The following is a 26181-nucleotide window of genomic DNA, read 5'->3' as shown; positions in this document are numbered from 1 at the left end:
ATTCCCGAATAGCTCCGTCTTGCCGATTGCTGTTGATCAGGCTGCGGCCGGCTCGGCCAGGCGCAGCGCCTCTTCTATATCCACTTCCACGACACGCGACACGCCCTGTTCCTGCATGGTCACGCCCACCAGCTGCTGCGCGAACTCCATCGTGATCTTGCTATGACTGATGAAGATGAACTGCGTCTGCGATGACATGCGCTTCACCATGTTGGCGTAGCGCTCGGTGTTCGTATCGTCCAGTGGTGCATCCACCTCGTCAAGCATGCAGAACGGCGCCGGATTGAGCTGGAACATGGAGAACACCAGCGCGATCGCGGTCAGCGCCTTCTCGCCGCCGGACAGCAGGTGGATGGACGTGTTCTTCTTGCCGGGGGGCTGCGCCACGATCTGGATGCCGGCATCGAGGATCTCCTCGCCGGTCAGCACCAGCTCGGCCCTGCCGCCGCCGAAAAGCTGGGGGAACAGCGCGCCGAACTGCCGATTGACCGTATTGTAGGTCTCCTGCAGTTGCTCGCGGGTCTCGCGGTCGATGCGGCGGATGGCGTCCTCGAGCGTCTCGATCGCCTGCAGCAGGTCCTCGGTCTGGGCGTCGAGATAGCCCTTGCGCTCGCTGGCGCTCCTGAGCTCGTCGAGCGCCGCGAGGTTTACCGCACCGAGCTCGGCGATCTCGCGTGCGAGCCGCGCGACCTCGCGTTGCAGCGTACCCTCCTTGGGGTCGGTGGCGAGCAGCGGGGCGAGCGCGGCTTCGTCGGCGCACGCCTCGTGCAGGCGTTCCTCGAACTGTGCAACCGCAAGCTCGGCGGCCTGCACCGCGAGCCGTAGCTCGGCCACGCGCGCGCGCACCGGTGCAGCCTCATGTTCGGTGCGCAGGCGGAGCTCCTCTGCCTGCCGAAGTGCAGCGTTTGCGTGCTCGAGGGCGTCGCGGCGAGCGGCGAGCGCGGCCTCGCGGCTCGCGCGCAGGCCGAGCGCGGCCTGCAGCGCCTCCTGGCTGCGATCGTCGCCGGCGGCCTCGAGCTCGCTCTGGCGCGTGCCGACCTCGTCATGGATGCGCTCGAGCTGCTCGGCGGCAAGCTGCTGGTTGCGCGCGATGTCATCGAGCTTGCCGGCGCATTCGCGCTCCGAGAAACGCGCTTCCTGCAACTCGCGCGCGGCGGCCTGCTCGAGCGCACGCGCCTCGCGCAAAGCCTGCTCGCGTTCGCGCAAGACCTCCGTGGCGGCATCGAGGCGCTCGCGTTGCAGTTCGGCGAGCTCAATGGCGCGCGCCTGCTCAGTCTCCGCGCGCGCCAGATGCTCGCGCTCGGTCGCCTCGACGTGTATGAGGTCGCCGAGGTCGCGGGCAAGCTGGCCACGACGCTCCTCGGCGCGGCTGCGCGCCTGCGCTAGCTTGAGCACCTCGACCTGCTCGGCATGCACCTGTGCCTGCACCGATTGCGCTTCGCGGCGCAGCCCGTTGATGTTCTCCTGGAGCGCGCTCGTGGCCTCCTCCGCCGCAAGCAACGCATCGTGGGCGAGGCGGGCCTCGTCTTCGAGCGCCTGCTGCTCGTCGGCGAGGGCGTCGATCTCGCGCTGGCGCTCGATCACGCCGTGGGTGCGGGCATCGGGTGCGTGGTGAATGAGGCTGTCGCGGTCCAGGATCTGCCCACGCGGGCCCACCACGCGATGACCGGCAGGCAGCTGCACGTGCGCCCCCAGCCAGTCCTCGATCCGATCCACCGCAAAGGCGCCGGCGAGGAACGCGTCCAGCAGACCAGCCAGGCCCGCGTCGGTGACGTGCACCACGGCGCGCAGCGGGCGCGCCGGGGCGATGCCCGCGATCGTCGGTAGCTGCGACAGCGCAATCCCTGACCCGGACTCGCCGGCGTTCGCACCCTGCCGCGCACCGCCCCCGTCGTCTGCCGCGAACAGCAGGGCCAGCGACTCCGGCGGATGCTCGTCGAGCACCGTGCGTGCCATGGCCGTGGCGCCAGCAGCATCCGGGGCGGTCAGCGCGGCAAGACGCTCGCGCAGGATGGCCTGCACGGCCTCGTCCCAGCCGGCCTCGACCTGCAGGAACTTCCAGAGCGGTGGCAGGCTGTCGAGTCCATGCCGCTTGAGCCAGTCGCCGAGCTTGCCCTGCGACTGCACGCGGGCCTGGAGCTGGACGAGCGCGTCGCGCCGCGCGCGCAGCTCGGTGAGACGGCGCTGCACCGCGCGCTCGTGCTCGAGTGCTGCCTTGAGGGCGGCTTGCGCATCGGGAAGGCGGGCCTGGAGTTCGGACAATCCTTGCTGACTGGCGGCGAGCGCGTCCTGCAGCGCTTCCAGCCGGGCCTCGCGTTCGGCGAGGGCACGTTCGTCGGGACCGACGACGGCAGCGGCTTCGGCCTCGAGCCGCGCCCGACGCTGCTGCAGGGCATCGAGCGCGCGCTGCGCGCTGACACGGTTGGCCTCCTCCACCCGCAGCTGCTGCTCGGTGTGCGCGAGCTCGCGCCGCGCCGTGCCCATGGTGGCATCCGCCGCCTGGCGCGCGGCATCGAGCTCGGGCAGACGGTCGGAGATTTCGCCGTGGCGGGCTTCGGCCTGCTCGCCACGCAGCGCGGCATTCTCGGCCAGCGCCGCCCACCGCGCATGCTCGCTCGTCAGCGTCTCGCGGCGTGCGAGCCAGTGCCCGCGATCGAGCTCGAGCTGCGCGAGTCGTGCCTCGGTCCGCCGGCGCGCCTCGCCAAGATGCTGCAACTCGGTCTCGAGCCGGGCGACCTCGGCACTGACCGCGAACAGCTCGCTCTGCGCACCGTGGACCGCCTCGGACGCCTGGAAATGCGCATCGCGACGTTCCTCGACCGCCGCTTCCAGCTCCTGCAGGCGGGCGCTGTCGGCCTCGATTCGCGTGGTGGCCTCATTGAGCGCAGCCGCGAGCCGCGCATGCTCGGCGCGCGCCTCATTGCGCTTCACGAGCCACAGCAGCTGCTGCTTCTCGATGTGGGCGGCGCTGAGCCGCTGGTAGCGCGCGGCCACTTCGGCCTGCGCCTCGAGATGAACGATGCGCTCGCCGAGCTCCATCCGGATGTCGTCGAGGCGCGCGAGGTTGTCGCGAGCATCGCGCAGTCGGCCCTCGGTCTCCTTGCGCCGCTCGCGATACTTGGTGACGCCTGCGGCCTCCTCGAGGAAACCGCGGATCTCCTCCGGGCGCGCCTCGATGATGCGCGAGATCATGCCCTGCTCGATGATCGCGTAGGCGCGCGGCCCCAGGCCGGTGCCGAGGAACAGATCGATCACGTCCTTGCGGCGCACATGGACGTTGTTGATGTAATAGGTCGACTCGCCCGAGCGATCGAGCACGCGCTTGACCGAGATCTCGCCGTAACGCGACCACTGGCCCGCCGCCTTGCCCTCGGCATTGTCGAACACCAGTTCGACGCTCGCGCGCGACACCGGCTTGCGCGTGGTGGAGCCGTTGAAGATCACGTCCTGCATCGACTCGCCGCGCAGCGCCGAGGCGCGCGTCTCGCCCAGCACCCAGCGCACGGCATCGATGATGTTCGACTTGCCGCAGCCGTTGGGGCCCACCACGCCGACGAGATTGCCGGGGGTGAGCACGGTGGTCGGATCGACGAAGGTCTTGAAACCGGCGAGTTTGAGCTTGGAAAGACGCACGTCGAAGAGAGACCGAGAACTGGAGGCGGTGCAGGCGGGCCTTGCGACTCGGCCGGCACGCACCGGGCTGGCGGGCGCCGGATCCGCGCCGTGCCGCGGGGGCCGTCTCCGGCTGCCGCGAAGGCGCGCCATGATAACATCTTCGACCTTCCCGACTTCGCTGCCGGCGCCGCACGCGTGCAGGCATTGAGTATCAAAGTGAATCCGAACCTCGCCCGCCTCCAGCCCTATCCCTTCGAAAAACTGCGCGCGCTCTTCGCCGGCATCGAGCCCCCCGCGCATCTCAAGCCCATCCGGCTGTCGATCGGCGAGCCGCAGCACCCGACGCCCGGCTTCATCCGCCAGACCCTTGCCGACAACCTCGGCGGCCTGTCGAGCTACCCGGCCACGCTGGGCAGCGACGCGCTGCGCGGCGCGATCGCGCACTGGCTCGAGCGCCGCTACGGCCTGCCGAAGATCGACCCGGCGAGCCAGGTCATCCCGGTCGCGGGTACGCGCGAAGCGCTGTTCGCCTTCGCGCAGTGCGTGGTCGACGGCACCAGGCCCGGCGCCAAGGTGCTGTGCCCGAACCCGTTCTACCAGATCTACGAGGGCGCCGCCCTGCTCGCCAACGCCGAGCCGGTCTTCATCAACAACCTGGCCGAGAACGACTTCGGCTCGGACTTCACCGGCATCGACGAGGCCACCTGGCGGGACATCCAGCTCGTCTACGTATGTTCGCCGGGCAACCCGACCGGCCGCCTGCTCAAGCTCGACGAATGGAAGACGCTGTTCGAGCTCTCGGACCGCTACGGCTTCGTGATCGCCGCCGACGAGTGCTACTCGGAGATCTACTTCGACGACGACGCCAGGCCGATCGGCGGCCTCGAGGCGGCATGGCGCCTGGGGCGTACCGATTTCCGCAACGTCGTGATGTTCTCCAGCCTGTCCAAGCGCTCGAACGTGCCCGGCATGCGCTCGGGTTTCGTCGCCGGCGACGCGAGGATCCTCAAGGACTTCCTGCTCTATCGCACCTACCACGGCTGTGCGCTCAACCCCGCGGTCCAGGCGGCCTCCGTGGTGGCGTGGAACGACGAGGTCCATGTCGAGGAGAACCGCCGCCTCTACCGCGACAAGTTCGCCCGCATCACGCCGATGCTCGAGCCTCACCTGCCCGTCAGGCTGCCCGACGCCGGTTTCTATTACTGGGTGCGCACGCCGATCCCGGATACCGATTTCGCCCGCCGTCTGCAGGCTGAATATAATGTGACGGTCCTGCCGGGCAGCTTCCTCGCCCGCGAAGCGAACGGCGTCAATCCGGGCGCCGATTTCGTCCGCATCGCGCTGGTGGCCGACACGCACGAGTGTGTCGAGGCTGCCGAGCGCATCATCGATTTCTGCAAAACCCTCTGAGAGAGAACTCCCCAATGCACGCTCTGCAACAGATCATCGACGACGCCTTCGAAAACCGCGCCAGCCTGTCGCCCACCGCAGCCCCGGCCGAGATCCGCAACGCCGTGGAAGAAGTGATCGCCGGCCTCGACGCCGGCACGCTGCGCGTGGCCGAGAAGAAGGACGGCCAGTGGGTGGTCAACCAGTGGATCAAGAAGGCGGTGCTGATCTCGTTCCGCCTGCGCGACAACGAGGTGGTGCAGGCCGGCGGCCTCAACTTCTTCGACAAGGTCGCCACCAAGTTCGGCGACTACACCCCGGACCAGTTCCGCGCCGGCGGCTTCCGCGTGGTGCCGCCGGCCATGGCGCGCAAGGGCAGCTTCATCGGCAGGAACGTGGTGCTGATGCCCTCCTATGTGAACATCGGCGCCTACGTCGATGAAGGCACGATGGTCGACACCTGGGCGACGGTCGGCTCCTGCGCACAGATCGGCAAGAACGTGCACCTGTCGGGCGGCGTCGGCATCGGCGGCGTGCTCGAGCCGGTGCAGGCCGGCCCGGTCATCATCGAGGACAACGTCTTCGTCGGCGCGCGCTCCGAGGTCGTCGAAGGCGTGATCATCGAAGAGAACGCGGTGCTGTCGATGGGCGTGTATATCGGCATGAGCACCAAGATCTACGACCGCGAGACCGGCGAGGTCACCTACGGCCGCGTGCCGTCCGGCGCCGTCGTGGTGCCGGGCAGCCTGCCCTCGGCCTGCGGCAAGTACAGCCTGTACTGCGCCGTGATCGTGAAGAGGGTTGACGCGCAGACCCGCGCCAAGACCGGCATCAATGAGCTGCTGCGCGGGGCCTGACCCCCGAGCCCGGAGTCCGAGGCATGATTTTCGACAATCTCTTCCAGTTGATGGCCGAGAAGAAGGCCTCGGACCTCTTCATCACTGCCGGCGCCCCGATCCATATCAAGATCCAGGGGCACACCATGCCGATCAACCAGCAGGTGATGGATCCGCTGATGATCCAGCGCATGCTCGGCGAGGCCATCACCCCCGCGCAGACCGCCGTCTTCGAGCGCGACCGCGAGCTGAACCTGTCCTTTGGCCGGCGCGACCTGGGCAACTTCCGGGTCAATGTGTTCTGGCAGCGCAACTCGCCTGCGGTGGTGGTGCGCTACATCCAGAGCGACATCCCCACGATCGCCTCGCTCGGGCTGCCCGATGTCCTGACCGAGGTGGTCATGGACAAGCGCGGGCTGATCCTGGTCGTCGGCGCCACCGGTTCGGGCAAGTCGACCACGCTGGCGTCGATGATCGACCACCGCAACCAGAACCGCAGCGGTCACATCCTCACCGTCGAGGACCCGATCGAGTATCTGTTCAAGCACCGCAAGTCGGTGGTGAACCAGCGCGAGGTCGGCATCGATACGCTGAGCTGGAACGAGGCCCTGCGTAACGCGATGCGCCAGGCGCCCGACTGCATCCTGATCGGCGAGATCCGCGACCGCGAGACCATGCAGGCGGCGATCTCGTACGCGCAGACGGGCCACCTGTGCCTGGCCACCCTGCATGCCAACAACGCCTACCACGCGCTCAACCGCATCGTTAACTTCTTCCCGCTCGAGAACCGCCAGTTGCTCTACCTCGACCTTGCGGTGGCGCTGCGCTGCATCGTTTCCCAGCGCCTGGTGCGCAAACCCGACGGCAAGCGCATCCCGGCGGTCGAGATCCTGATGAACACACGGCACATCGCCGAGCTCATCGAACGTGGCGAACTCAACGCCATCAAGGAGGCGATGGAGCAATCGCTCGCACCCGGCTCACAGACCTTCGAGCAGTCCCTCTACCGGCTCCATGCAGACAAGACCATCACCCTGGACGAGGCACTGGCCAACGCCGACTCGCCGAGCAATCTGCACTGGCTGATCAACAACGCCCAGATCCAGGCCACCGACGGCCAACCGGCGGCGAACAAGTCCACTAAGCTGATGGAGTTCGAGTCCACCAGCCCGGACGGCGCCTCCTTCCACGAATTCACCCTCAACGTCGACAATCATTGAGCCGCCGCCCAGGCGGTCGCCGCGCCAGCCTCGGCACCCCAACGTAACCAACACGACATGACCACTGAAGCCACGTTCGCGCTCGCCTGCGAGCTGATCGCCCGCCCCTCCGTCACGCCGCAGGACGCCGGCTGCCTCGATCTCATCGCCGACCGCCTGCGCCCGCTCGGCTTCACCCTCGAACGCATCGACGTGGGCGGCGTATGCAATCTGTGGGCTCGACGCGGCACGGCGGCGCCCGTGCTGTGCTTTGCCGGTCACACCGACGTCGTCCCGCCCGGCCCGAGCGAAGCCTGGGCCCATCCGCCGTTCGCGCCGACGGTCGTGGACGGCGTTCTCTACGGCCGAGGCGCAGCCGACATGAAGTCCTCGCTCGCAGCCTTCGTCACCGCGATCGAGCGCTTCGTCGCCAGCACGCCGGCGCATGCGGGCAGCATCGCGCTGCTGCTGACCTCGGACGAGGAAGGCGTGGCCACCCATGGCACGGTCAAGGTCGTCGAGGCCCTCGCGGCACGCGGCGAGCGTCTCGACTATTGCGTGGTGGGCGAACCCACCTCGGTCAGGACGCTCGGCGACATGATCAAGAACGGCCGTCGCGGCTCGCTCTCGGGCACCTTGCGCGTCAAGGGCCAGCAAGGCCACGTTGCCTATCCGCAGCTCGCACGCAATCCGATCCACCTCTTCGCGCCCGCGCTCGCCGAGCTGGCTGCGATCACCTGGGACGAAGGCAACGAGTTCTTCCCGCCCACCACCTGGCAGGTGTCGAACATCCACGCCGGCACCGGCGCCAACAACGTCATCCCCGGCGTCTGCGAGGTGATGTTCAATTTTCGCTTCGGCTCCGTGTCGTCCGCCGACGATCTCAAACGTCGCACCTGCGAAGTGCTCGACCGCCATGGCCTCCAGTACGAGATCGACTGGCACCTTTCGGGCAAGCCCTTCATCACCGGTCGCGGCAAGCTCGTCGGCGCACTGTCGAAGGCAATCCGCGACACGCTGGGCGTCGACACCGAACTGTCGACCACCGGCGGCACGTCCGACGGTCGCTTCATCGCCGACATCTGCGCCGAGGTGGTCGAGTTCGGCCCGGTGAACGCCTCGATCCACAAGATCGACGAATGCATCGCGGTCGATGCGATCCAACCCCTGTCCGAAGTCTACGAGCGCACCCTCCACGCCCTGCTCGGCAGCGCGCACTGAGGCTGCGCCGCCCGCACTCGCCACGCAAACAGCGCCCACGAGGCCCCAACGAGATCCGAATCAATGTCGCACGAAACGCAGCACGACCACCTCGATCCTGACCACGAAGAAGCGCACGAGCATGAGCACGAACACGGCCCGCTGGCCGAGCTCGTCACCGTGCGCGACTGGCTGCGCTATGCCGTCACCCGCTTCAACCGCGCCGGCATCTTCTGCGGCCATGGCGTACAGGACAGCTTCGACGAGGCGGTCTGGCTGATCCTCGGAACCCTCGCCCTGCCCCTCGACCGCCTCGAACCCTTCCTCGACGCATGCATCCCCGGCGAAGAGCGCATCGGCCTGCTCGAAGCCATCGAGCAACGCGCGGATGAACGCCTTCCCACCGCCTACATCCTGGGCGAGGCCTGGCTGGGCGACTTCCGTTTCACCGTCGATGAACGCGTGATCGTGCCGCGCTCGTTCTTCGCCGAGCTGCTCGAGGACGGACTTGCGCCGTGGGTGGATGCGCCCGAGGCCATCACCGGCGCGCTCGACATGTGCACGGGCTCGGGCTGTCTCGCCATCCTGATGGCGCATGCCTTCCCCAACGCCGCGATCACCGCGGTCGACCTCTCGGACGACGCGCTCGACGTCGCCCGCATCAACGTCGCCGACTACGGGCTGGAAGAGCGCGTCGAACTGGTGCGCAGCGACGTCTTCGCGCAAGTCGACGGACGCCGCTTCGATCTCATCCTGAGCAACCCGCCCTACGTGACCGCCGAGGCGATGGACGCGCTACCGCCCGAGTACCTGCATGAGCCGCGGATGGCGCTGGCCTCGGGCGACGACGGATTGGACGTCGTGCGCAGGCTGCTCGCCCAGGCGGCAGACCACCTCAACCCCGGCGGCATCCTCGCGGTTGAGGTCGGCCACAATCGCCACATCGTCGAAGAGGCCTTTCCTGAGCTGCCATTCAACTGGCTATCCACCCGAGGTGGCGACGACATGGTGTTCCTGCTGCGACGCGAGGATCTCCAGCACGCCGCGGTCGCGGCCGATTAGCCGGAGCGGATCCGAGCATGCCGAACGAGCGCGCGATCCTGCTGGTCGAGGACAATCCGGACGACGAGGCCCTCACCCTGCACGCCTTGAGCCGCGGGGGAATCACCCATCCGGTGGTGGTGGTGCACGACGGGGTCGAGGCGACCGACTATCTCTTCGGTACCGGCATCCACGCCGGCCGCCGGACCGAGGACCTGCCGGCAGTCGTGCTGCTGGACCTGAAGTTGCCGCGCGTCGATGGACTGGAGGTGCTGCGCCGGATCCGTGCCGACGCACGCACGGCGCTGCTGCCCGTGGTGATCCTCACCACCTCGCGCGAAAGCCTCGACCTGCGCCAAGCCTACAGCCTCGGCGCCAACAGCTATATTCGCAAGCCGGTGGATTTCGAACGCTTCGAGCGCGCGATCGCGCTCATCGGCGCCTACTGGCTGGATCTCAACGAGACCGCCGAGACGGTCTCGCGCAGCCCGTACTGAATCAGGCCACCTCGTCGATCCACGCCTGCTGTATGCCCTCGAGGATGCGCTCGCCACAGCGCTTGGGGTCATCGTCGAATTCGGGCAGCGCGATCACCCAGTTCATCAGGTCGACGAAGTTCACCCGCGTCGGATCAACGTCCGGATGGGCGTCGGCGAGCTGGATGGCGATTTCCTGAACCTCGGTCCACTTCATTTCAGTGCTTTCCTTCGCGAGCCATGTTGATCGTGTAGCGCGGGATCTCGACCACGAGCGCCGTCTCGCCGACGACCGCCTGGCAGGAAAGGCGCGACTGCGGCTCCAGCCCCCAGGCCTTGTCGAGCAGGTCTTCCTCTTCGTCCTCGGCGGGATTCAGCGAGGAAAAACCCTCGCGCACGATGACGTGGCAGGTCGTGCAGGCGCAGGATTTCTCGCATGCGTGTTCGATGTCGATGCCGTTTTCGAGAAGGGTGTCGCAGATCGTGGTGCCGGGAGCGGCCTCGATCACGCTGCCATCCGGACAGAGCTCGACGTGGGGTAGGACGATGATCTGGGTCATGTTGGTCGGAGTCAGATTTCGAGTTCATCCACCTTGTGGCCAGCCAGCACGCTGCGAATGCTGTTGTCCATGCGGCGGGCGGCAAAGTCGTCGGTGGCGCGGCCGAGCGCATCGATCCCGGCCTTGATGGCGCGGTGATCGCTGCCGGCGCGAAGGCTGCGCAGGCGCGAGATGGTCTCGGCGATCGTGGCCCGTTCGGCATCGGAGAGCAGTTGCCCGTCCTTGTCGAGTGCTTGCTCGGTCGCCTCGATCACGCGGTCTGCCTCGACCTGCTGCTCGCGCAGCGCACGCGCCATCATGTCGTCACCAGCATGGTCGACGCCGGAGCGCAGCATCTGCGCGATCTCGTCGTCGGACAGGCCGTAGGAAGGCTTCACCAGCACGCTGGCCTCGACGCCCGAGGACATCTCGCGCGCGGACACCGACAGCAGGCCATCGGCATCGACCTGGAAGGTCACCCGGATGCGCGCCGCACCTGCCACCATCGGCGGGATGCCGCGCAGTTCGAAGCGGGCGAGCGAACGGCAGTCGGAGACGAGCTCGCGTTCGCCCTGCACGACGTGGAAGGCCATCGCGGTCTGGCCGTCCTTGAAGGTGGTGAACTCCTGCGCACGCGCGATCGGCAGCGTGGAGTTGCGCGGCACCACCTTCTCGACGAGGCCGCCCATGGTCTCGAGGCCGAGCGAAAGCGGGATCACGTCCAGAAGCAGCCAGTCGTCCTGGTCCGGCCGGTTGCCGGCGAGCACGTTGGCCTGCATCGCGGCACCGAGCGCGACCACCTTGTCCGGGTCGAGGTTGGTGAGCGGCTCCTGGCCGAAATACTGCGCGACCGCACGCTGTATGTGCGGCATGCGGGTGGCCCCACCCACCATCACCACGCCCTTGATCTCGTCGGCCGCGAGGCCCGCGTCGCGAAGCGCCTTGCGCACCGGCGTCAGGGTCTTCTGCACCAGGTGTTTCGTCATCTCGGCGAACTCGTCGCGCGTGACGACGAGATCCACTTCCTCGCCCGAGCCGAGGAGAACGTGGATCGGCGCTTCCTCGCAGGTCGTCAGCAGTTCCTTGGCCTCGCGTGCCTTCATCTGCAGGCGGCGAGCATCCTCGAGCGAGGGCGGGCTGATGCGGGCCCTGTCGAGGATCCAGCAGAACAGGCGGTGGTCGAAGTCGTCGCCGCCGAGGGCGGCGTCACCATTGGTCGACAGGACCTCGAACACGCCGCGGGAGAGCTTGAGGATGGACAGGTCGAAGGTCCCACCACCCAGGTCATACACCGCGTAGAGACCTTCAGCGGCGTTGTCGAGCCCGTAGGCGACCGCCGCCGCAGTGGGCTCGTTGAGCAGGCGAAGCACGTCGAGGCCGGCCAGCCGCGCGGCATCCTTGGTTGCCTGACGCTGGGCATCATCGAAATACGCCGGGACGGTGATCACCGCCCCGACCAGCGGACCGCCAAGACTGGCTTCCGCGCGCTCGCGCAGCCTGCGCAGGACCTCGGCGGAGACCTCGACCGGGCTCTTGACCCCTTGCACCGTGCGCAAGCGCACCATGCCTGCGTTGTCCTCGAAGTCGTAGGGCATGGTCTCGATGTGGGCGACGTCCTTGAGCCCCCGCCCCATGAAACGCTTGACCGAGACGATGGTGTTGCGCGGATCGGTCGCCTGGGCCTTCATGGCCGCGAGCCCGACCTCGACGCGCCCGTCCGCGCCATAGCGCACGACCGAGGGGAGCATGGTGCGGCCGGTCTCGTCGGGCAGGCAGACGGCAATCCCGTTACGCACGGTGGCGACGAGCGAATTGGTGGTCCCCAGATCGATGCCCACCGCAAGCCGGTGCTTGTGTGGCTCGGTGGACATGCCGGGTTCAGCGATTTGCAGCAGGGCCATCGGGTATGTTCCGTGCTCTCTAGTTTTCGAGGGCCAGCAGGGCCTCGTCGATTTCTTGCTGGAGTTTGTCGATGAACATCAGCCGACGCACGGTGTCGGCCGCTGCTTCGTAGTCGTGTTCATCATCGAGCTGCGCCGCGAGGTGTGATCTCACCTCGCGAGCATGCGCAAGCAGGCGCCGGTGCAGTTCCTCGAGCTCCGAGACCTCGGCTGCGTCACGGGCTTCCTCGACCGCCTCGCGCCACTCCATCTGTTCCATCAGGAACTCCGGCGACATCGCGGTGTTGGTCTCGAGGCCCGCATCCACACCGGCGAGTTCGAGCAGGTATTGCGCGCGCGCAAGCGGCTGTCGCAGCGTGCGGAATCCCTCGTTCACCCGCGTCGCCCACTGCATGGCGCGCCGCTTCTCGGCGTCCGACAGATGGGCATGCCGGTCTGGGTGCACCTGCGACTGCAGCGCATGCCACGCCGCCTCGAGCGCGGCGTCGTCGAGCGCATAGCGGCGCGGAAGGCCGAACAGCGTGAAGAAGTCCTGAGTGAGGTCGATGCTCATCGAGCGCGGCTCAGACGTTGAAGCTTTCGCCGCACCCGCACTGGTCCTTCACGTTCGGGTTGTTGAACTTGAAACCCTCGTTGAGACCTTCCTTGACGAAGTCGAGCTCGGTGCCGTCGAGGTAGGCCAGGCTCTTCGGGTCGATCACCACGTTGACGCCGTGGCTCTCGAACACCAGATCCTCGGCTTCGGTGTGATCGACGAACTCGAGCTTGTAGGCCATGCCCGAACAGCCCGAGGTCTTCACGCCGAGGCGGATGCCGAACCCCTTGCCGCGCTTGGCGATGAAGTTCGAAACGTGACGGGCGGCGGATTCGGAAAGACTAACGGCCATCTCTGGTTCTCCTGTCTGCAAAACGCCGCTCAGGCTTCGTGCTTCTTCTTGTAGTCGGCGACGGCGGCCTTGATCGCGTCCTCGGCGAGGATCGAGCAGTGGATCTTGACCGGCGGCAGCGCGAGCTCCTCGGCGATCTGCGTGTTCTTGATCTCGAGCGCCTGGTCGATGGTCTTGCCCTTGACCCACTCGGTGACGAGCGAACTCGAAGCAATCGCCGAACCACAGCCGTAGGTCTTGAACTTGGCGTCTTCGATCACGCCATCCTTGCCGACCTTGATCTGCAGCTTCATCACGTCGCCACAGGCGGGCGCACCCACCATGCCAGTGGCGACGCCTTCCTCGTCCTTGGCGAACGAGCCGACGTTGCGCGGGTTTTCGTAGTGGTCGAGGACCTTCTCACTGTAAGCCATGTTCTTTCTCCTGCAGGGGATGTCTTGTAGTCATTGGACCGCGGCCTGACGGCAGCGGTGCCTTCAATAGAGGATGAAACGGCGCGCCGGCCGGCAAGCTCAGTGCGCCGCCCACTGGACGGTGTCCAGATCGACACCGTCCTTGTACATTTCCCAGAGCGGCGAAAGCTCGCGCAGCTTGCCGATCTTGCGATGGAGCAGACCGATCGTGAAATCCACCTCCTCTTCGGTCGTGAAACGGCCGATCGTGAAGCGGATCGAGCTATGCGCCAGCTCATCGTTGCGTCCGAGTGCGCGCAACACGTAAGAGGGCTCCAGGCTCGCCGAGGTACAGGCCGAACCCGACGAGACCGCGATGTCCTTGATCGCCATGATCAGCGACTCGCCTTCGACGTAGGCGAAGGAGATGTTCAGGTTGTGCGGCACGCGCTGTTCGAGGTCGCCGTTGATGTAGGTCGCCTCGATGTCGGTGAGGCCGGCGAGCAGCTTGTCGCGCAGCTTCTGGACGCGCGCATTTTCCGCCGCCATCTCCTCACGTGCAATGCGGAAGGCCTCGCCCATGCCGACGATCTGGTGGGTGGCCAGCGTGCCCGAGCGCAGGCCGCGCTCATGACCGCCACCGTGCATCTGGGCCTCCAGACGAACGCGCGGCTTGCGGCGCACGTAAAGCGCACCGATCCCCTTGGGACCGTAGGTCTTGTGCGCGGAGAAGCTCATCAGGTCCACCTTGAGCGCATCCAGGTCGATCTCGACCTTGCCGGTCGCCTGCGCCGCGTCGACGTGGAACACGATGCCCTTCTCGCGGCAGAGTTCGCCGATCTGGGCGATCGGCTGGATCACGCCGATCTCGTTGTTCACGAACATCACCGAGACCACGATGGTATCGGGACGGATCGCCGCCTTGAGTACCTCGAGATCGACCAGGCCGTTCTCCTGCACGTCGAGGTAGGTCGCCTCGAAGCCCTCGCGCTCGAGTTCGCGCACGGTGTCGAGCACCGCCTTGTGCTCGGTCTTGACGGTGATGAGGTGTTTGCCCTTGCCCTGATAGAAGTGCGCCGCACCCTTGATGGCGAGGTTGTTCGATTCGGTCGCGCCCGAGGTCCAGATGATCTCCTTCGGGTCGGCATTGACCAGCGCAGCCACCTGCTCGCGCGCCTCCTCGACCGCAGCCTCGGCCTCCCAGCCGAACGCGTGCGAGCGACTGGCCGGGTTGCCGAAATGCTCGGTCAGCCACGGGATCATCTTCTGCGCCACGCGCGGATCCACCGGGGTCGTCGCAGAATAGTCGAGGTAGATGGGGAACTTCAGCATTGCGTCTCTCCGCAGAGTCGTTGTTCGTGTATCGATGTCAGGGCCTGGTGGCACGGCTCACGCCGCCACCGAGGCAAGATTCTTGAGTTCGCCCACGACGCGGGCGAAGGTTTCGATGAAGCGCCGCACATCGTCGGCACCCGTGTCGCGACCGAGGCTGATACGCACCGCACCACGCGCGACCTCGGGCGCTACACCCATGGCCAGCAGGGTGTGCGAAGGCTCCGGGTTGGCGCTCGAGCAGGCCGAACCGCTGGCGACCGCAAAGCCGGCGCGATCGAGCTTGCCCACCAGCGTTTCGCCGTCGATATCGCGCACGGCGAAAAACACCGTGTTGGGCAGGCGCGACGCACCAGCCGAAAACACGCTGGCGCCAAGTTCCACGAGCGCCGCTTGCACCTCGTCGCGCAAGGCGGCGAGCCGGACCGCCTCCTCCGCCCGACGCGAAACCGCGCGCTCACAGGCGACACCGAAACCGACGATGGCAGCGACGTTCTCCGTTCCCGAGCGCAGGCCGCGCTCCTGGCCGCCTCCTGCGATCAGCGGCGACAGCTCCACGCGCTTGTCGACCACCAGAGCACCCGCACCGAGCGGGCCGCCAAGCTTGTGGGCGGACAAGGTCATCGCATGCACGCCAAGGGCGCGGAAGTCGAGTTCGATCTTGCCGAGTGCCTGCACCGCGTCGGTGTGGAACCATGCACCCGCTGCGCGTGCGCTTGCCGCCATCGGCGCGATGTCCTGGAGCACGCCGGTCTCGTTGTTCGCAAGCATCGCCGACACCAGGCGCGGGCGCGCGTCGATCACCGCCTGCCAGTCCGCGGCGTCGATACGCCCCTGGGCATCGACCGCGATCTCGCGAAGCGTCCACCCGGCACGCTGCAACTGGCGGGCGGGCTCGCGCACGCACGGGTGCTCGATCGCGCTCACCGCCACCAGGGCCGGCCTCATCGTCGCCGCCGCTCCCTTGAGGAACAGGTTGTTGGCCTCCGAACCGCCACTGGTGAAGATGACCTCGGTCGCATGCGCCCCGACCGCCGCGGCCACGCGCGCGCGCGCCTCGTCCACCGCCGCACGCGCCTGACGGCCATACTCGTGCCGGCTCGAGGCATTGCCGAAGCGCGCCGGCTCCGCGGCGCCGAGCCAAGGCAGCATGGCCGCACGGACGACCGGGTCGAGCGGCGTCGTCGCGTTCCAGTCGAGGTAGACCGGCGCAAAGCTCATGTGCCGCCTCAAATCGCCGCGATTTCGCGCACAGTCCCGACCGCGGCGCGGCGACGGATGTTGCGCAGCACGGCCATGTCGGAATCCGGACGGACACGGCGGTTCACCAGCGCATCGAGCGTCACCGAATCGAGGTAGGCATACATGCGCTTGTTGAGATTGGCCCACAGGTCGTGCGTCATGCAGCGGTGAGCGTCGTGACAGTTTTCCTTGCCGCCGCACTGGGTGGCATCGAGCGGCTCATCCACCGCGATGATGATGTCGGCCACGGTGATCTCGGCCATGTCGCGCGCGAGCCGATATCCGCCACCGGGCCCACGCACGCTGCTCACCAGATCGTGGCGGCGCAGCTTGCCGAACAGCTGCTCGAGGTAGGACAGCGAGATCTTCTGGCGCTCGGCAATGCCGGCCAGCGTGACCGGCCCGTCGCCCTGGCGGGAAGCCAGATCGATCATCGCCGTTACGGCAAATCGGCCTTTGGTGGTCAGTCTCATGCTCGCTCCTGGAAGGGATGCTGAAAACGATCTCGCCCGAGCGATCGCGCGCGGAAGCCACGCGAATACCCGAACATTTCGCTCAACTATACATTTCCCGACAAAATCGGTCAACTACTCCACCCGACCCGTCGCCGCACCTTCCTGGATCCACGACAGCACGCGAGAAATCAATCGACCATCCGCGACAAGCGCCCGGCATCGAAATCGTCCGCCGAGGCCACCGCCTCGTCGAGCTTGATGCCGGCCGCCTCCAGGCGCGCGATGATCGCCTGCAGGCGACGATCGGTCTCGACCGAGTGATCGAGCAGCCCATGCAGCGCCTTGGAGACCGGGTCGTCCATGTCGCGCGTGACCCCGTAGGCGCTGAACCCGATCTGCTCCGCCTTCTGCTCGCGCGCGGCGTCGCGCTCGGGATCGATGACGCGGGCCGGATTTCCGACCGCGGTCGCGCCCGCCGGGACCGGCTTGACGACCACCGCATTCGATCCGATCTTGGCACCATCACCCACCGTGAATCCCCCCAGCACCTTGGCACCCGCACCCACCACCACGCCCCGACCGAGGGTCGGATGGCGCTTCGTACCGCGATAAAGGGACGTGCCGCCGAGCGTGACGGCCTGGTAGATCGTGCAGTCGTCGCCAATTTCGGCGGTCTCGCCGATCACCACACCCATGCCGTGGTCGATGAACACCCGCCGCCCGATGCTTGCGCCGGGGTGGATCTCGATGCCGGTCAGGAAACGGCTCAGATGACTGACGAAGCGGCCCAGCCAATGCCAGCCCCGGCCCCATGCCGCATGAGCCAGACGATGGAACATCAGCGCGTGGATGCCCGGATAGCAGGTCAGCACCTCGAAAGTGGAGCGCGCGGCCGGATCGCGCTCGCGCACGCTGGCCAGATCTTCACGCAGGCGGCTGAACATGCTGGGTAACTCCACGGGAAAAACGGCTCAAGGATGGGCGAGCGCAACCGGCTCGACCGCCAAATTCCCGAGAATTTTAATCGGTTATAGTGCTCCGAGAAAGCCCCGGAACCGGCGCTGATGCTCAGCCGCGACGCTTCGGCGTCTCGAAGGTCGTGAGCATGCCACGCAGAATCGCAACCTCTTCCTTCTCGAGCCGCACACGATTGAAAAGGCGCCGCATGCGCGGCAGCAGGCGCTTGGGATTGGCCGGATCATGAAAGCCGCTCGCGGTCACCACGCGTTCCAGATGAGCCATGAAGCCTTCGAAGTCAGCGTGCGTGGCAGGCTCGGCCTGGGCATCATCGAGAACGGCGGTCGCTTCGCCGAGCGCAGCCATGCGCATTTCGTAGCTCAGCACCTGTACCGCGGCGCCCAGATTGAGCGAGGAGAAATCGGGGTCAGTCGGAATCGTCACCGGCAGGCTGCACAGCCCGACCTCTTCGTTGGTCATCCCGCTGGTCTCGTTGCCGAAAACGAGTGCGACGATGCCATCGCCACTGCGCGCGACGAGCTCGCACGCGGCGTCGCGCGCCTGCATGCGCGGCAGCGAGAGCTCACGCCGCCTTGCGGTCAACGCCGCCGAGAACACCGTGTCGGCGAGCGCCTCCTCGAGTGTGGCGACCACGCGGGCAGAAGCGAGCACGTCGGCCGCTCCGGACGCGCGCGCGGTCGCAACCTCGTCGGGGAAGGACTCCGGCGCCACCAGCCAGAGGTCGCGCAGTCCCATGGTCTTCATCGCCCGCGCAGCCGCGCCGATATTGCCGGGATGACTGGTGCGCGACAGCACGACACGGACACGATCGAGCGCAAGGGGGCGATTCATATTAAAATTCCGCGTTTTCCGAATTTGCCGGGCGGCCTGCCCGGAACGTGTGAAGCCCGCAAGGACTGCGCCAGGTCGCAGCGCCGGATGCGGGGCACGCGTCGCAGGCGCCCGATTCTTTAACCGAGACCGCTTCGCATGCATGCAACCCTGAACATCGCCGTCAAGGCCGCCCGGCGCGCCGCGTCCGTCATCAACCGCGCGTCGACCCAGATCGATCTGCTGACCGTGCAGTCCAAGTCGCCCAACGATTTCGTCACCGAGGTCGATCGCGCCGCCGAGCAGGCCATCATCGAGGTGCTTCGCGACGCTTTCCCGGGGCACGGGATTCTAGCAGAGGAGTCCGGCGAGTCCGGGCCACTCAATGGCCAGGAGAGCGAGTTCGCCTGGATCATCGACCCGCTCGACGGCACCACGAACTTCATCCACGGCATGCCGCAATACGCGGTCTCGATCGCGCAGACGAAGAATGGCGTGCTCGAGCACGCGGTGGTCTACGACCCCAACAGCAACGAGATGTTCACGGCCTCGCGCGGCGCCGGCGCCTTCCTCAACGATCGCCGCATCCGCGTCTCGCGCCGGACCCGGCTCAACGAGGCGCTGATCGGCACCGGGTTCCCCTTCCGCCAGTTCGACAATGTCGATGCGTATCTGGCGATGTTCAAGGAACTCACCCAGAAGACCGCCGGGATCCGCCGGCCGGGCGCGGCTTCGCTCGACCTCGCCTACGTGGCCGCGGGTCGCTTCGATGGTTTCTGGGAGATGGGTCTCTCGCCCTGGGACATGGCGGCCGGCGCGCTGCTGATCCAGGAAGCCGGCGGCCTCGTGTCCGACCTGTCGGGCGAGGCCAACTACCTCACCACCGGAAACGTGGTGGCCGGCACGCCGAAGATCTTCGGCCAGTTGCTGCCGATCATCCAGGCCTGGCGCCCGGCCTCCATGCGCGCCTGAGCGCGCCGAGCCTCACACGCCGGGGACGCGCAAGGTAAGCGTGTCCCCGCGCTGGACGAACTCCAGGTGGCGCAGCGCCGACATCCCGAGCAGAACCTCGTCGCCGCGCATGCCCGGGTTCAGGTGACTGCCCACGTTGCGCAGCTCGAACGGCCCCACCACCAGACGGTCGATGCGCGTCTGGCGCACCGTCACGCTGCCGTTGGCGGTCATGACCGAGGCCGAAGCCCCGGGCTGCAGGCCGAGCGCGGAGCCGAGGTGGGCCGGCACCGAAACCTGCGTCGCCCCGGTGTCGAGCAGGAAGCGCACCGGCTGGCCGTTGATCAGCCCGGGCAGCAGGTAATGCCCTGCGCGGTTGCGCTTGAGCACGAGCTCGCTTGCGCCCGGCGCAACCACCAGATTCCGATTCGGATCCTCGCGGCGCTCGATCGCCGCATCGAAACTGACCCAGCCCAGGGCCAGAAAGGCCAGGATCGCAAGCAGGCCCAGCGTGCGGCCGATGCGGCGAGTCTCGGTTTCCGGGCGCCCCGGGTATCGTTGCGGCGTACTCATCGGCGATCACGCATCCTTTCGTTAATGGCCATAATCCTGCCTTTGCTCACGACAGCAGCGCTATTCAGAGGTTTCTCCAGTTGGCGACCCGCAAGCCCCAGCACGACTCCACCGCCCCCCGCCCCGCGGACCTGACCGAGGCCGAGATCGCCGCCCACACGCCGATGATGCAGCAGTACCTCCGGTTGAAGCAGCAACATCCGGACACCCTGCTCTTCTACCGCATGGGCGACTTCTACGAGCTCTTCTTCGAAGACGCCGAGAAGGCCGCGCGCCTGCTCGACATCACCCTGACCACCCGCGGCCAGTCGAGCGGCAAGCCGATCCGCATGGCCGGCGTGCCCTTCCACGCGGTCGAGCAGTACCTGGCCCGCCTGGTAAAGCTCGGCGAATCGGTGGTGATCGCCGAGCAGGTGGGCGAGCCCGGCGCGACCAAGGGGCCGATGGAGCGCGCGGTGAGCCGCATCGTCACCCCCGGCACGCTGACCGACGCCGCGCTGCTCGACGACCGCCGCGACGAGCTGCTGCTCGCGGCCAGCCTGCACCGCGGCGTGCTCGGGCTGGCGTGGCTCAACCTCGCCAACGGCGACTTCCGCCTCATGCAGTGCCCGTCGGATGCGCTGCAGGCGCAGTTCGAGCGCCTGCGCCCGGCCGAGGTGCTGGTGCCCGATGGACTCGCCCTGCCCTTGCTGGATGCGCTCGCCCCGGCCCAGCGCCGGCTGGCCGACTGGCAGTTCGACGCCGAGACCGGCGCGCGCCTGCTCACCGCGCATTTCGGCACCCGCGACCTCGCCGGCTTCGGCGTCGAGGATCTGCCGGTGGCGCTGGCGGCCGCCGCGGCCCTGTACGACTACGCGCAGGCCACCCAGCGCCAGACCCTCGCCCACGTCACCGGGCTCGTCGTCGAGCGCGAATCCGAGACCCTGCGACTGGACGCCGCCACCCGGCGCAACCTGGAGCTAACCGAGACGCTGCGCGGCGAAGCCTCGCCCACCCTGCTGTCGCTGCTCGACACCTGCGTGACCAGCATGGGTTCGCGCTGGCTGCGCCATGCGCTGCATCATCCACTGCGCGACCGCGCCGTGCCCGCCGCGCGCCAAGCGGCGGTCGCGGAGCTGGTAGGCACGGCCGAGGCAGAGATGAGCGAGGACACCGGTGGCGCGGTGGAGCCGGACCTCGACACCGCATCCGCCGGTCTGGCCCTCGCCGGCCGCGACGGCCGCATGGCCTTCGCCCTGCGCAGCGCGCTGCGCGGTGTCGCCGACGTAGACCGCATCACCGCCCGCATCGCGCTGCGCAGCGCGCGCCCGCGCGACCTCTCGGCGCTGCGCGAGAGCCTGCTGCGCCTGCCCGAACTCGCGGCCACCCTCGCCCCCTGCCGGGCGCCGCTGCTGGCCGAGATCGTCGGTGCGCTCGCCATCGCTCCCGAGCCGCTCGACCTGCTGCAGCAAGCCATCGCCGCCGAACCCGCCGCCATGGTGCGCGACGGCGGCGTGATCGCGCCCGGCTTCGATGCCGAGCTCGACGAGCTGCGCGGCATCCAGACCAATTGCGGCGAGTTCCTCATGGCGCTGGAAGCGCGCGAGCGCGAGCGCAGCGGCATCCCCGGGCTCAAGGTCGAGTTCAACAAGGTGCATGGCTTCTACATCGAGGTCAGCCGCGCCAACGCCGACAAGGTCCCCGACGACTACCGGCGCCGCCAGACGCTGAAGAACGCCGAGCGCTACATCACGCCCGAGCTCAAGGCCTTCGAGGACAAGGCGCTGTCGGCCAACGAGCGCGCGCTGGCGCGCGAGAAGGCGCTCTTCGATCAGGTGCTGGACGTGCTCGCTGCCCACATCCCGGCACTGCAGCGCATCGCGCGCGCGCTGGCGCTGCTCGACGGCCTCGCCGCGTTTGCCGAAGCGGCGCTGCGCTACGGCTACGTGCAGCCACGTTTCGTCGATACGCCCGGGCTCGCCATCGTCGGCGGCCGCCATCCGGTGGTCGAACGCCAGGTCGAGAACTTCATCCGCAACGACGCGCGCCTGGCCGCCACCCGGCGCATGTTGATGATCACCGGCCCCAACATGGGCGGCAAATCGACCTTCATGCGTCAGGTGGCGCTGATCTGCCTGCTCGCCCACGTCGGCAGCTTCGTGCCGGCAGACGCCGCCGAGCTCGGCCCGCTGGATGCCATCTTCACCCGCATCGGGGCCTCGGACGACCTCGCCTCGGGGCGCTCGACCTTCATGGTCGAGATGACCGAGGCCGCCGCCATCCTGCACGGCGCCACCGAGCGCAGCCTGGTGCTGATGGACGAGATCGGCCGCGGCACCTCGACCTTCGACGGCCTCGCGCTCGCGTTCGCGATCGCCCGCCACCTGCTGGAGAAGTCGCGCGCGCTGACGCTGTTCGCTACCCACTACTTCGAGCTCACCCGGCTCAACGCCGACTACCCCGAGTGCGCCAACGTGCACCTGGATGCGGTCGAGCACGGCCACCGCATCGTCTTCCTGCACGCGCTCGAAGAAGGCCCGGCGAGCCAGAGCTACGGCATCGAGGTCGCCGCGCTCGCCGGCATCCCGGCCGCGGTGATCCGCGACGCCAAGCGCCGGCTGCGCGCGCTGGAGAACCGCGAGATCGACGCCGGCCCGCAGGCCGACCTGTTCGCCGCGCTGCCGGACGCCGAAGATGCGCCGCTGTCGCATCCGGTGCTCACCGAGCTTGCCGACATCGACCCGGATGCGCTCACGCCACGCGAGGCACTGGAGCGCCTGTACGCCCTGAAGCGCCTGGCCGGAGACCGCAAGGCATGAACCCGCCGATCGACATTTCCGAAGCCGCCGGCGTACGCTACCTGCACTTCGGCTCCGACTGGATCCAGGGCGCGATGCGCATCCGCAAGCCCTACGCGCTCGAACTCGCCTATACCCGCGAAATGATGGCGGGCCTGCTGCTACGCGACGGGTTGGCTGCAGACGGCGGCCACTGGCCGCGCAAGGTCCTGATCATCGGCCTGGGCGCGGCCTCACTCGCGCGCTTCGCGCACCACCACCTGCCGCAGGCGAGGATCCGCGTGGTCGAGATCGCCCCCGCGGTGGTCGCTGCGGCACGCCAGTTCTTCAAGCTGCCGACGGAGGGTGCGCGCTTCTCGGTGCACATCGGCTGCGGCGCCCAATTCGTGGTCGAGCACGAGGAGACCTGGGACTACGTGCTGATCGACGGCTTCGATCGCAACGCGCGCGCCGGCGTGCTCGACACCGCGCCCTTCCACCAGGCGGTGCGCGCACGGCTGTCGGCGCGCGGGATCATGGCGGTGAATCTCTTCGGTCGCTCACGCGGCTACAAGACCAGCCTCGATCGCATCGTGCGCGCGTACGACGATCGCGCACTCGCCTTCCCGTCCTGCGACAGCGGCAATGTGGTCGCATTCGGCGCTGCGGGTGAACCAATCGCGCGCACGGCGGACGAACTGCGTGAGCGCGCCCGCGCTCTCAAGCAGCAAACGGGGCTGGATCTGCTGCCCACCGTCACCCGCCTCGAAGCGGCGGGCGGACTGCCCGGAGGGCATCTGCAACTCTAGCGGCGCGCGGCTTCCGGCAGCGCCACGCACGCGACGATGGCGACAACACGTGCGCTCGCGTTATTCTTGTTTCAAATGGGTCTGCGAAGGCCCGCAGGATCGAGGCAAATCGACATGAACACCTTCCTGATCACCCTTCTCGTCGTCGGCATCGTCATTGCCGGCATGGCCATCGGCGTCATGTTCGGCCGCAAGCCGATCGCCGGCAGTTGTGGAGGCCTGGGGGCCATGGGACAGGACTGCGAATTCGGCTGCAAGAAGCCGTGCTCGAAGCGCCAGGCGCGCATCGACGCCCAGAGCGCTGAACAACAACACTGAACCCGGGAGTCAGTATGCTCAGTTCCCTGCTCGTGAAGGACTACATGATCGGCGACCACCTCGCCTTCACCTCGAACACCAACCTGCTGAGGGCGATCCACACCTTGCTCGAACGTGGCTTGAGCGGTGCGCCCGTGGTGGACGAGAACAGCCGCCTGATCGGCTTCCTGTCGGAAAAGGACTGCCTGAAGGCCGCGCTCGATGCGTCCTACTTCCGCCGCGACGAGGGGACGGTGCAGGACTTCATGAGTCGGGACGTGACCGCCATATCCGGCGACGCCAGCCTCATCGATGCCATCCAGATGTTTCTCGGCAAGCACTACCGCTGCCTGCCGGTCGTGGAGGGCTCGCGCCTGATCGGACAGATCTCGCGCCGAGACATCCTCAAGGGGCTGGAGAAGCTCCGCCGCGAGGCGCGCTGAGGCCGGAGCCGGACCCGGGGAGCAAGGCTTCGGTCAGCAACCCGGGTTTTCCTGCACGCGCCCGACTTCGGTTCCAGACTTCCGGCCTTCGCGACGCCGACCCGGTGGCCCATCAGAATCAGGCGGGCGCGTCAGCCACCGGTTCGGGCGGCAACCACAGGCACAGTCCCTTGTTGGCCTTGGAGATATCGCCCAGCACGGCGTCGTGCGCCTTGAGTTCATCCTCGGTCGCGCGCAACACCTTCAGCGCGACACGCTCGACCGCCACGCCACCCGCGTCGGTCTCGCCGATGATCGCCTCCTCCTCGAGGCCGATCATCAGGCTCTCCTGGCCGCGGGTCATGGCCAGATACACCTCGGCGAGCAGTTCGGCATCGAGCAAGGCGCCGTGCAGCTCGCGGTGCGCGTTGTCGATCTCGTAGCGGTCGCAGAGCGCGTCCAGCGACGCCTTCTTGCCCGGGTTCTGCTCCTTGGCGAGCTTCAGCGTGTCGATGACGCCGGCGCACAGGGCGGACAGGCGGCCGCGACCGAGCAGTTCCAGCTCGTGATCCAGGAAGCCGACGTCGAAACTGGCGTTGTGGATGACGAGCTCGGCATCGCGCACGAAGGCCTCGAAGTCGGCCACGATCGCGGCGAACCCCGGCTTGTCGGCCAGGAACTCCTCGGTGATCCCGTGCACCGCCACGGCCTCGGCATCGATGCTCCGCCCGGGGTTGATATAGACGTGGAAATGTCGACCGGTGAGGTTGCGGTTGAGCAGTTCAACGCAGCCGATCTCGATGACGCGGTCGCCGTTGCGCCAGTCGAGGCCGGTCGTTTCGGTGTCGAGCACGATTTGTCGCATGTTCCTCGCTCCTAGCCCTGCACAATGGCGCCGCTGCGACGCACGGCGTCGACACCACGACGCGCCAGCTCGTCGGCACGTTCGTTCTCCGGGTGGCCGGAGTGGCCGCGCACCCACAACCATTGCACCTGATGGCGGGCCGCAGCCTCATCGAGTGCGCGCCACAGGTCCGCATTCTTCACCGGCTCCTTGGACGCAGTCTTCCAGCCACGTGCCTTCCAGCCATGGATCCACTCCGAAATGCCCTTCTGCACGTACTGGCTGTCGGTGTGCACGCGCGCCGAGACCGGGCGCTTGAGGGCATCGAGTGCGCGAATGACGGCGAGCAACTCCATGCGGTTGTTGGTGGTGGCGGGTTCGCCGCCCCAGATCTCCTTCTCATGCGGGCCGGAGCGCAGGATCGCCCCCCAGCCGCCAGGACCGGGATTGCCGCTGCAGGCGCCGTCCGTGTAGATATCCACTTCTTCCATTTACTGCGTTTTCCTCGTACCACCGTCGCGCTGCGCGACCGGCGAAAGTCTCTTCGACGTGGCCTTGCGGTCACGCCAGTGCGGCGTGATCAGCCGCATGCCCTGCACGCGCTTGACGCCATGCAGCAGATAAGCCGCCCCGAGCACCGGCCACCAGCGCTCGCCCGCCCGGTCCATGAAGCGCCAGCGCTCGAGCCACGGCGGCCTGGCCACGGGCGGCGCATAGCAGCCGAAGCCGTTACCCTGCACCTCGAAGCCGAGCAGCGTCAGCCAGTCGCGGATGCGCATCGCGGAGCGGTACTGCCCACGCCACGGCATGCTGCCCGTGGAACGCGCCACGAGCCGGCGCATACCCCACAGGCTGAACGGGTTGAAGCCGCTGACCACCACGCTGCCCTCGGCCACCAGCACCCGCTCGACCTCACGCAACACCCGGTGCGGATGGGAGGAGAACTCGAGCACGTGCGGCAGCACGACCAGGTCGAGACTGCCGCTGGCGAAGGGCAGCTCATACGCGTCGGCACGCACTCCGCCGCCCTCGGGCGCGCAGCGCAACCGATACGGCATCCGGTTGGCGCGCAGCAGGTCGATGCCGGGCAGCCCGAGCTGTACCGCGTTGTAGCCGAAGATGTCGGCCACCATGCGATCGAGCTGGCCCTGTTCCCACTCGAGCAGATAGCGTCCTTGCGGCGTCTGCAGCCAGTCCTGGAACTGGAGGATTGACATCGGCACTCAGGTCCTCACAA

General features: G+C 67.5%; 27 protein-coding genes. 11 read left to right on the top strand and 16 right to left on the bottom strand.

All coding sequences use genetic code 11. The features are described 5' to 3' along the window. Positions 1–36 precede the first annotated feature (36 nt). Entirely contained in the window at positions 37–3633 is a 3597-nt protein-coding gene (gene smc, locus AAG895_RS09025; protein ID WP_345795158.1) for a chromosome segregation protein SMC, read from the bottom strand. 198 nt (positions 3634–3831) lie between these two features. Between smc and dapC the strand changes: the two genes are divergently transcribed. The 6 genes from dapC to AAG895_RS08995 all read left to right on the top strand — a co-directional run bounded on the left by dapC (position 3832) and on the right by AAG895_RS08995 (position 9777). Then, on the top strand, positions 3832–5025 hold the full coding sequence (gene dapC, locus AAG895_RS09020) for a succinyldiaminopimelate transaminase (RefSeq protein WP_345795157.1): 1194 nt from the start codon (positions 3832–3834) through the stop codon (positions 5023–5025). A gap of 14 nt (positions 5026–5039) precedes the next feature. Next, positions 5040–5861, top strand: a complete 822-nt coding sequence (gene dapD, locus AAG895_RS09015; protein ID WP_345795156.1) for a 2,3,4,5-tetrahydropyridine-2,6-dicarboxylate N-succinyltransferase — start codon at positions 5040–5042, stop codon at positions 5859–5861. A gap of 23 nt (positions 5862–5884) precedes the next feature. Continuing rightward, a complete protein-coding gene (locus tag AAG895_RS09010; RefSeq protein WP_345795155.1) occupies positions 5885–7060 on the top strand; it encodes a PilT/PilU family type 4a pilus ATPase in 1176 nt (391 codons plus the stop codon). A 57-nt stretch (positions 7061–7117) separates the two neighbouring features. After that, positions 7118–8260: a succinyl-diaminopimelate desuccinylase gene (gene dapE / locus AAG895_RS09005; RefSeq protein ID WP_345795154.1), complete on the top strand. Its 1143-nt coding sequence runs from the start codon at positions 7118–7120 to the stop codon at positions 8258–8260. A gap of 63 nt (positions 8261–8323) precedes the next feature. Further along, positions 8324–9301, top strand: a complete 978-nt coding sequence (gene prmB / locus AAG895_RS09000; RefSeq protein WP_345795153.1) for a 50S ribosomal protein L3 N(5)-glutamine methyltransferase — start codon at positions 8324–8326, stop codon at positions 9299–9301. A gap of 17 nt (positions 9302–9318) precedes the next feature. Further along, entirely contained in the window at positions 9319–9777 is a 459-nt protein-coding gene (locus tag AAG895_RS08995; RefSeq protein ID WP_345795152.1) for a response regulator, read from the top strand. A 1-nt stretch (position 9778) separates the two neighbouring features. Here the strand turns inward: AAG895_RS08995 and iscX are convergent, their stop codons facing one another. The 11 genes from iscX to AAG895_RS08940 form a co-directional block, all read right to left on the bottom strand. After that, positions 9779–9973, bottom strand: a complete 195-nt coding sequence (iscX, locus tag AAG895_RS08990; RefSeq protein ID WP_345795151.1) for a Fe-S cluster assembly protein IscX — start codon at positions 9971–9973, stop codon at positions 9779–9781. A 1-nt stretch (position 9974) separates the two neighbouring features. Beyond that, positions 9975–10316, bottom strand: coding sequence for an ISC system 2Fe-2S type ferredoxin (gene fdx, locus AAG895_RS08985; RefSeq protein WP_345795150.1), 342 nt, complete (start codon positions 10314–10316; stop codon positions 9975–9977). A gap of 11 nt (positions 10317–10327) precedes the next feature. Further along, positions 10328–12196, bottom strand: a complete 1869-nt coding sequence (gene hscA, locus AAG895_RS08980; RefSeq protein ID WP_345795149.1) for a Fe-S protein assembly chaperone HscA — start codon at positions 12194–12196, stop codon at positions 10328–10330. Between the two features lie 19 nt (positions 12197–12215). Further along, on the bottom strand, positions 12216–12749 hold the full coding sequence (gene hscB, locus AAG895_RS08975) for a Fe-S protein assembly co-chaperone HscB (RefSeq protein ID WP_345795148.1): 534 nt from the start codon (positions 12747–12749) through the stop codon (positions 12216–12218). Positions 12750–12759: 10 nt separating this feature from the next. Beyond that, entirely contained in the window at positions 12760–13083 is a 324-nt protein-coding gene (iscA, locus tag AAG895_RS08970) for an iron-sulfur cluster assembly protein IscA (RefSeq protein WP_345795147.1), read from the bottom strand. Positions 13084–13112: 29 nt separating this feature from the next. Further along, positions 13113–13496, bottom strand: a complete 384-nt coding sequence (gene iscU / locus AAG895_RS08965) for a Fe-S cluster assembly scaffold IscU (RefSeq protein WP_345795146.1) — start codon at positions 13494–13496, stop codon at positions 13113–13115. 99 nt (positions 13497–13595) lie between these two features. Then, on the bottom strand, positions 13596–14804 hold the full coding sequence (locus AAG895_RS08960; RefSeq protein WP_345795266.1) for an IscS subfamily cysteine desulfurase: 1209 nt from the start codon (positions 14802–14804) through the stop codon (positions 13596–13598). Between the two features lie 60 nt (positions 14805–14864). After that, entirely contained in the window at positions 14865–16028 is a 1164-nt protein-coding gene (locus AAG895_RS08955) for a cysteine desulfurase family protein (RefSeq protein WP_345795145.1), read from the bottom strand. An 8-nt stretch (positions 16029–16036) separates the two neighbouring features. After that, entirely contained in the window at positions 16037–16522 is a 486-nt protein-coding gene (gene iscR, locus AAG895_RS08950; protein ID WP_345795144.1) for a Fe-S cluster assembly transcriptional regulator IscR, read from the bottom strand. A 170-nt stretch (positions 16523–16692) separates the two neighbouring features. After that, entirely contained in the window at positions 16693–17448 is a 756-nt protein-coding gene (gene cysE / locus AAG895_RS08945) for a serine O-acetyltransferase (protein ID WP_345795143.1), read from the bottom strand. 124 nt (positions 17449–17572) lie between these two features. After that, the gene (locus AAG895_RS08940; RefSeq protein ID WP_345795142.1) at positions 17573–18313 is read right to left on the bottom strand and encodes an RNA methyltransferase; all 741 of its coding nucleotides are present in this window, start codon (positions 18311–18313) and stop codon (positions 17573–17575) included. Positions 18314–18451: 138 nt separating this feature from the next. On the opposite strand from AAG895_RS08940, the gene AAG895_RS08935 reads away from it, so the two are divergent. Continuing rightward, positions 18452–19264 (top strand): inositol monophosphatase family protein, encoded by an 813-nt coding sequence (locus AAG895_RS08935; protein WP_345795141.1) that lies wholly within the window; start codon positions 18452–18454, stop codon positions 19262–19264. A 12-nt stretch (positions 19265–19276) separates the two neighbouring features. Here AAG895_RS08935 and AAG895_RS08930 read toward each other — a convergent pair whose 3' ends face one another. Beyond that, a complete protein-coding gene (locus AAG895_RS08930; protein ID WP_345795140.1) occupies positions 19277–19816 on the bottom strand; it encodes a TIGR02281 family clan AA aspartic protease in 540 nt (179 codons plus the stop codon). Positions 19817–19980: 164 nt separating this feature from the next. Here AAG895_RS08930 and mutS point away from each other — a divergent pair, with 164 nt between their 5' ends. The 4 genes from mutS (at position 19981) to AAG895_RS08910 (ending at position 24121) form a co-directional block, all read left to right on the top strand. Then, positions 19981–22614, top strand: a complete 2634-nt coding sequence (gene mutS, locus AAG895_RS08925; protein WP_345795265.1) for a DNA mismatch repair protein MutS — start codon at positions 19981–19983, stop codon at positions 22612–22614. Continuing rightward, positions 22611–23381 (top strand): spermidine synthase, encoded by a 771-nt coding sequence (locus AAG895_RS08920; protein ID WP_345795139.1) that lies wholly within the window; start codon positions 22611–22613, stop codon positions 23379–23381. Before mutS ends, AAG895_RS08920 begins: the two co-directional genes overlap by 4 nt. Before the next feature lie 114 nt (positions 23382–23495). Then, positions 23496–23699, top strand: a complete 204-nt coding sequence (gene nqrM / locus AAG895_RS08915; protein WP_345795138.1) for a (Na+)-NQR maturation NqrM — start codon at positions 23496–23498, stop codon at positions 23697–23699. Positions 23700–23713: 14 nt separating this feature from the next. Continuing rightward, complete coding sequence (locus AAG895_RS08910) at positions 23714–24121, top strand: CBS domain-containing protein (RefSeq protein WP_345795137.1); 408 nt, start codon at positions 23714–23716, stop codon at positions 24119–24121. 118 nt (positions 24122–24239) lie between these two features. Here the strand turns inward: AAG895_RS08910 and dnaQ are convergent, their stop codons facing one another. The 3 genes from dnaQ to AAG895_RS08895 are packed head-to-tail and all read right to left on the bottom strand — an operon-like array spanning position 24240 to position 26161. Further along, positions 24240–24965, bottom strand: coding sequence for a DNA polymerase III subunit epsilon (dnaQ, locus tag AAG895_RS08905; protein WP_345795136.1), 726 nt, complete (start codon positions 24963–24965; stop codon positions 24240–24242). An 11-nt stretch (positions 24966–24976) separates the two neighbouring features. Further along, a complete protein-coding gene (gene rnhA / locus AAG895_RS08900; RefSeq protein ID WP_345795135.1) occupies positions 24977–25435 on the bottom strand; it encodes a ribonuclease HI in 459 nt (152 codons plus the stop codon). Continuing rightward, a complete protein-coding gene (locus tag AAG895_RS08895) occupies positions 25436–26161 on the bottom strand; it encodes a methyltransferase domain-containing protein (RefSeq protein WP_345795134.1) in 726 nt (241 codons plus the stop codon). Between the last annotated feature and the right edge of the window lie 20 nt (positions 26162–26181).

It is taken from the genome of Thauera sp. JM12B12 (assembly GCF_039614725.1).
Taxonomy (GTDB): domain Bacteria; phylum Pseudomonadota; class Gammaproteobacteria; order Burkholderiales; family Rhodocyclaceae; genus Thauera.
This window is presented reverse-complemented; position numbering and strand designations above follow the sequence as displayed.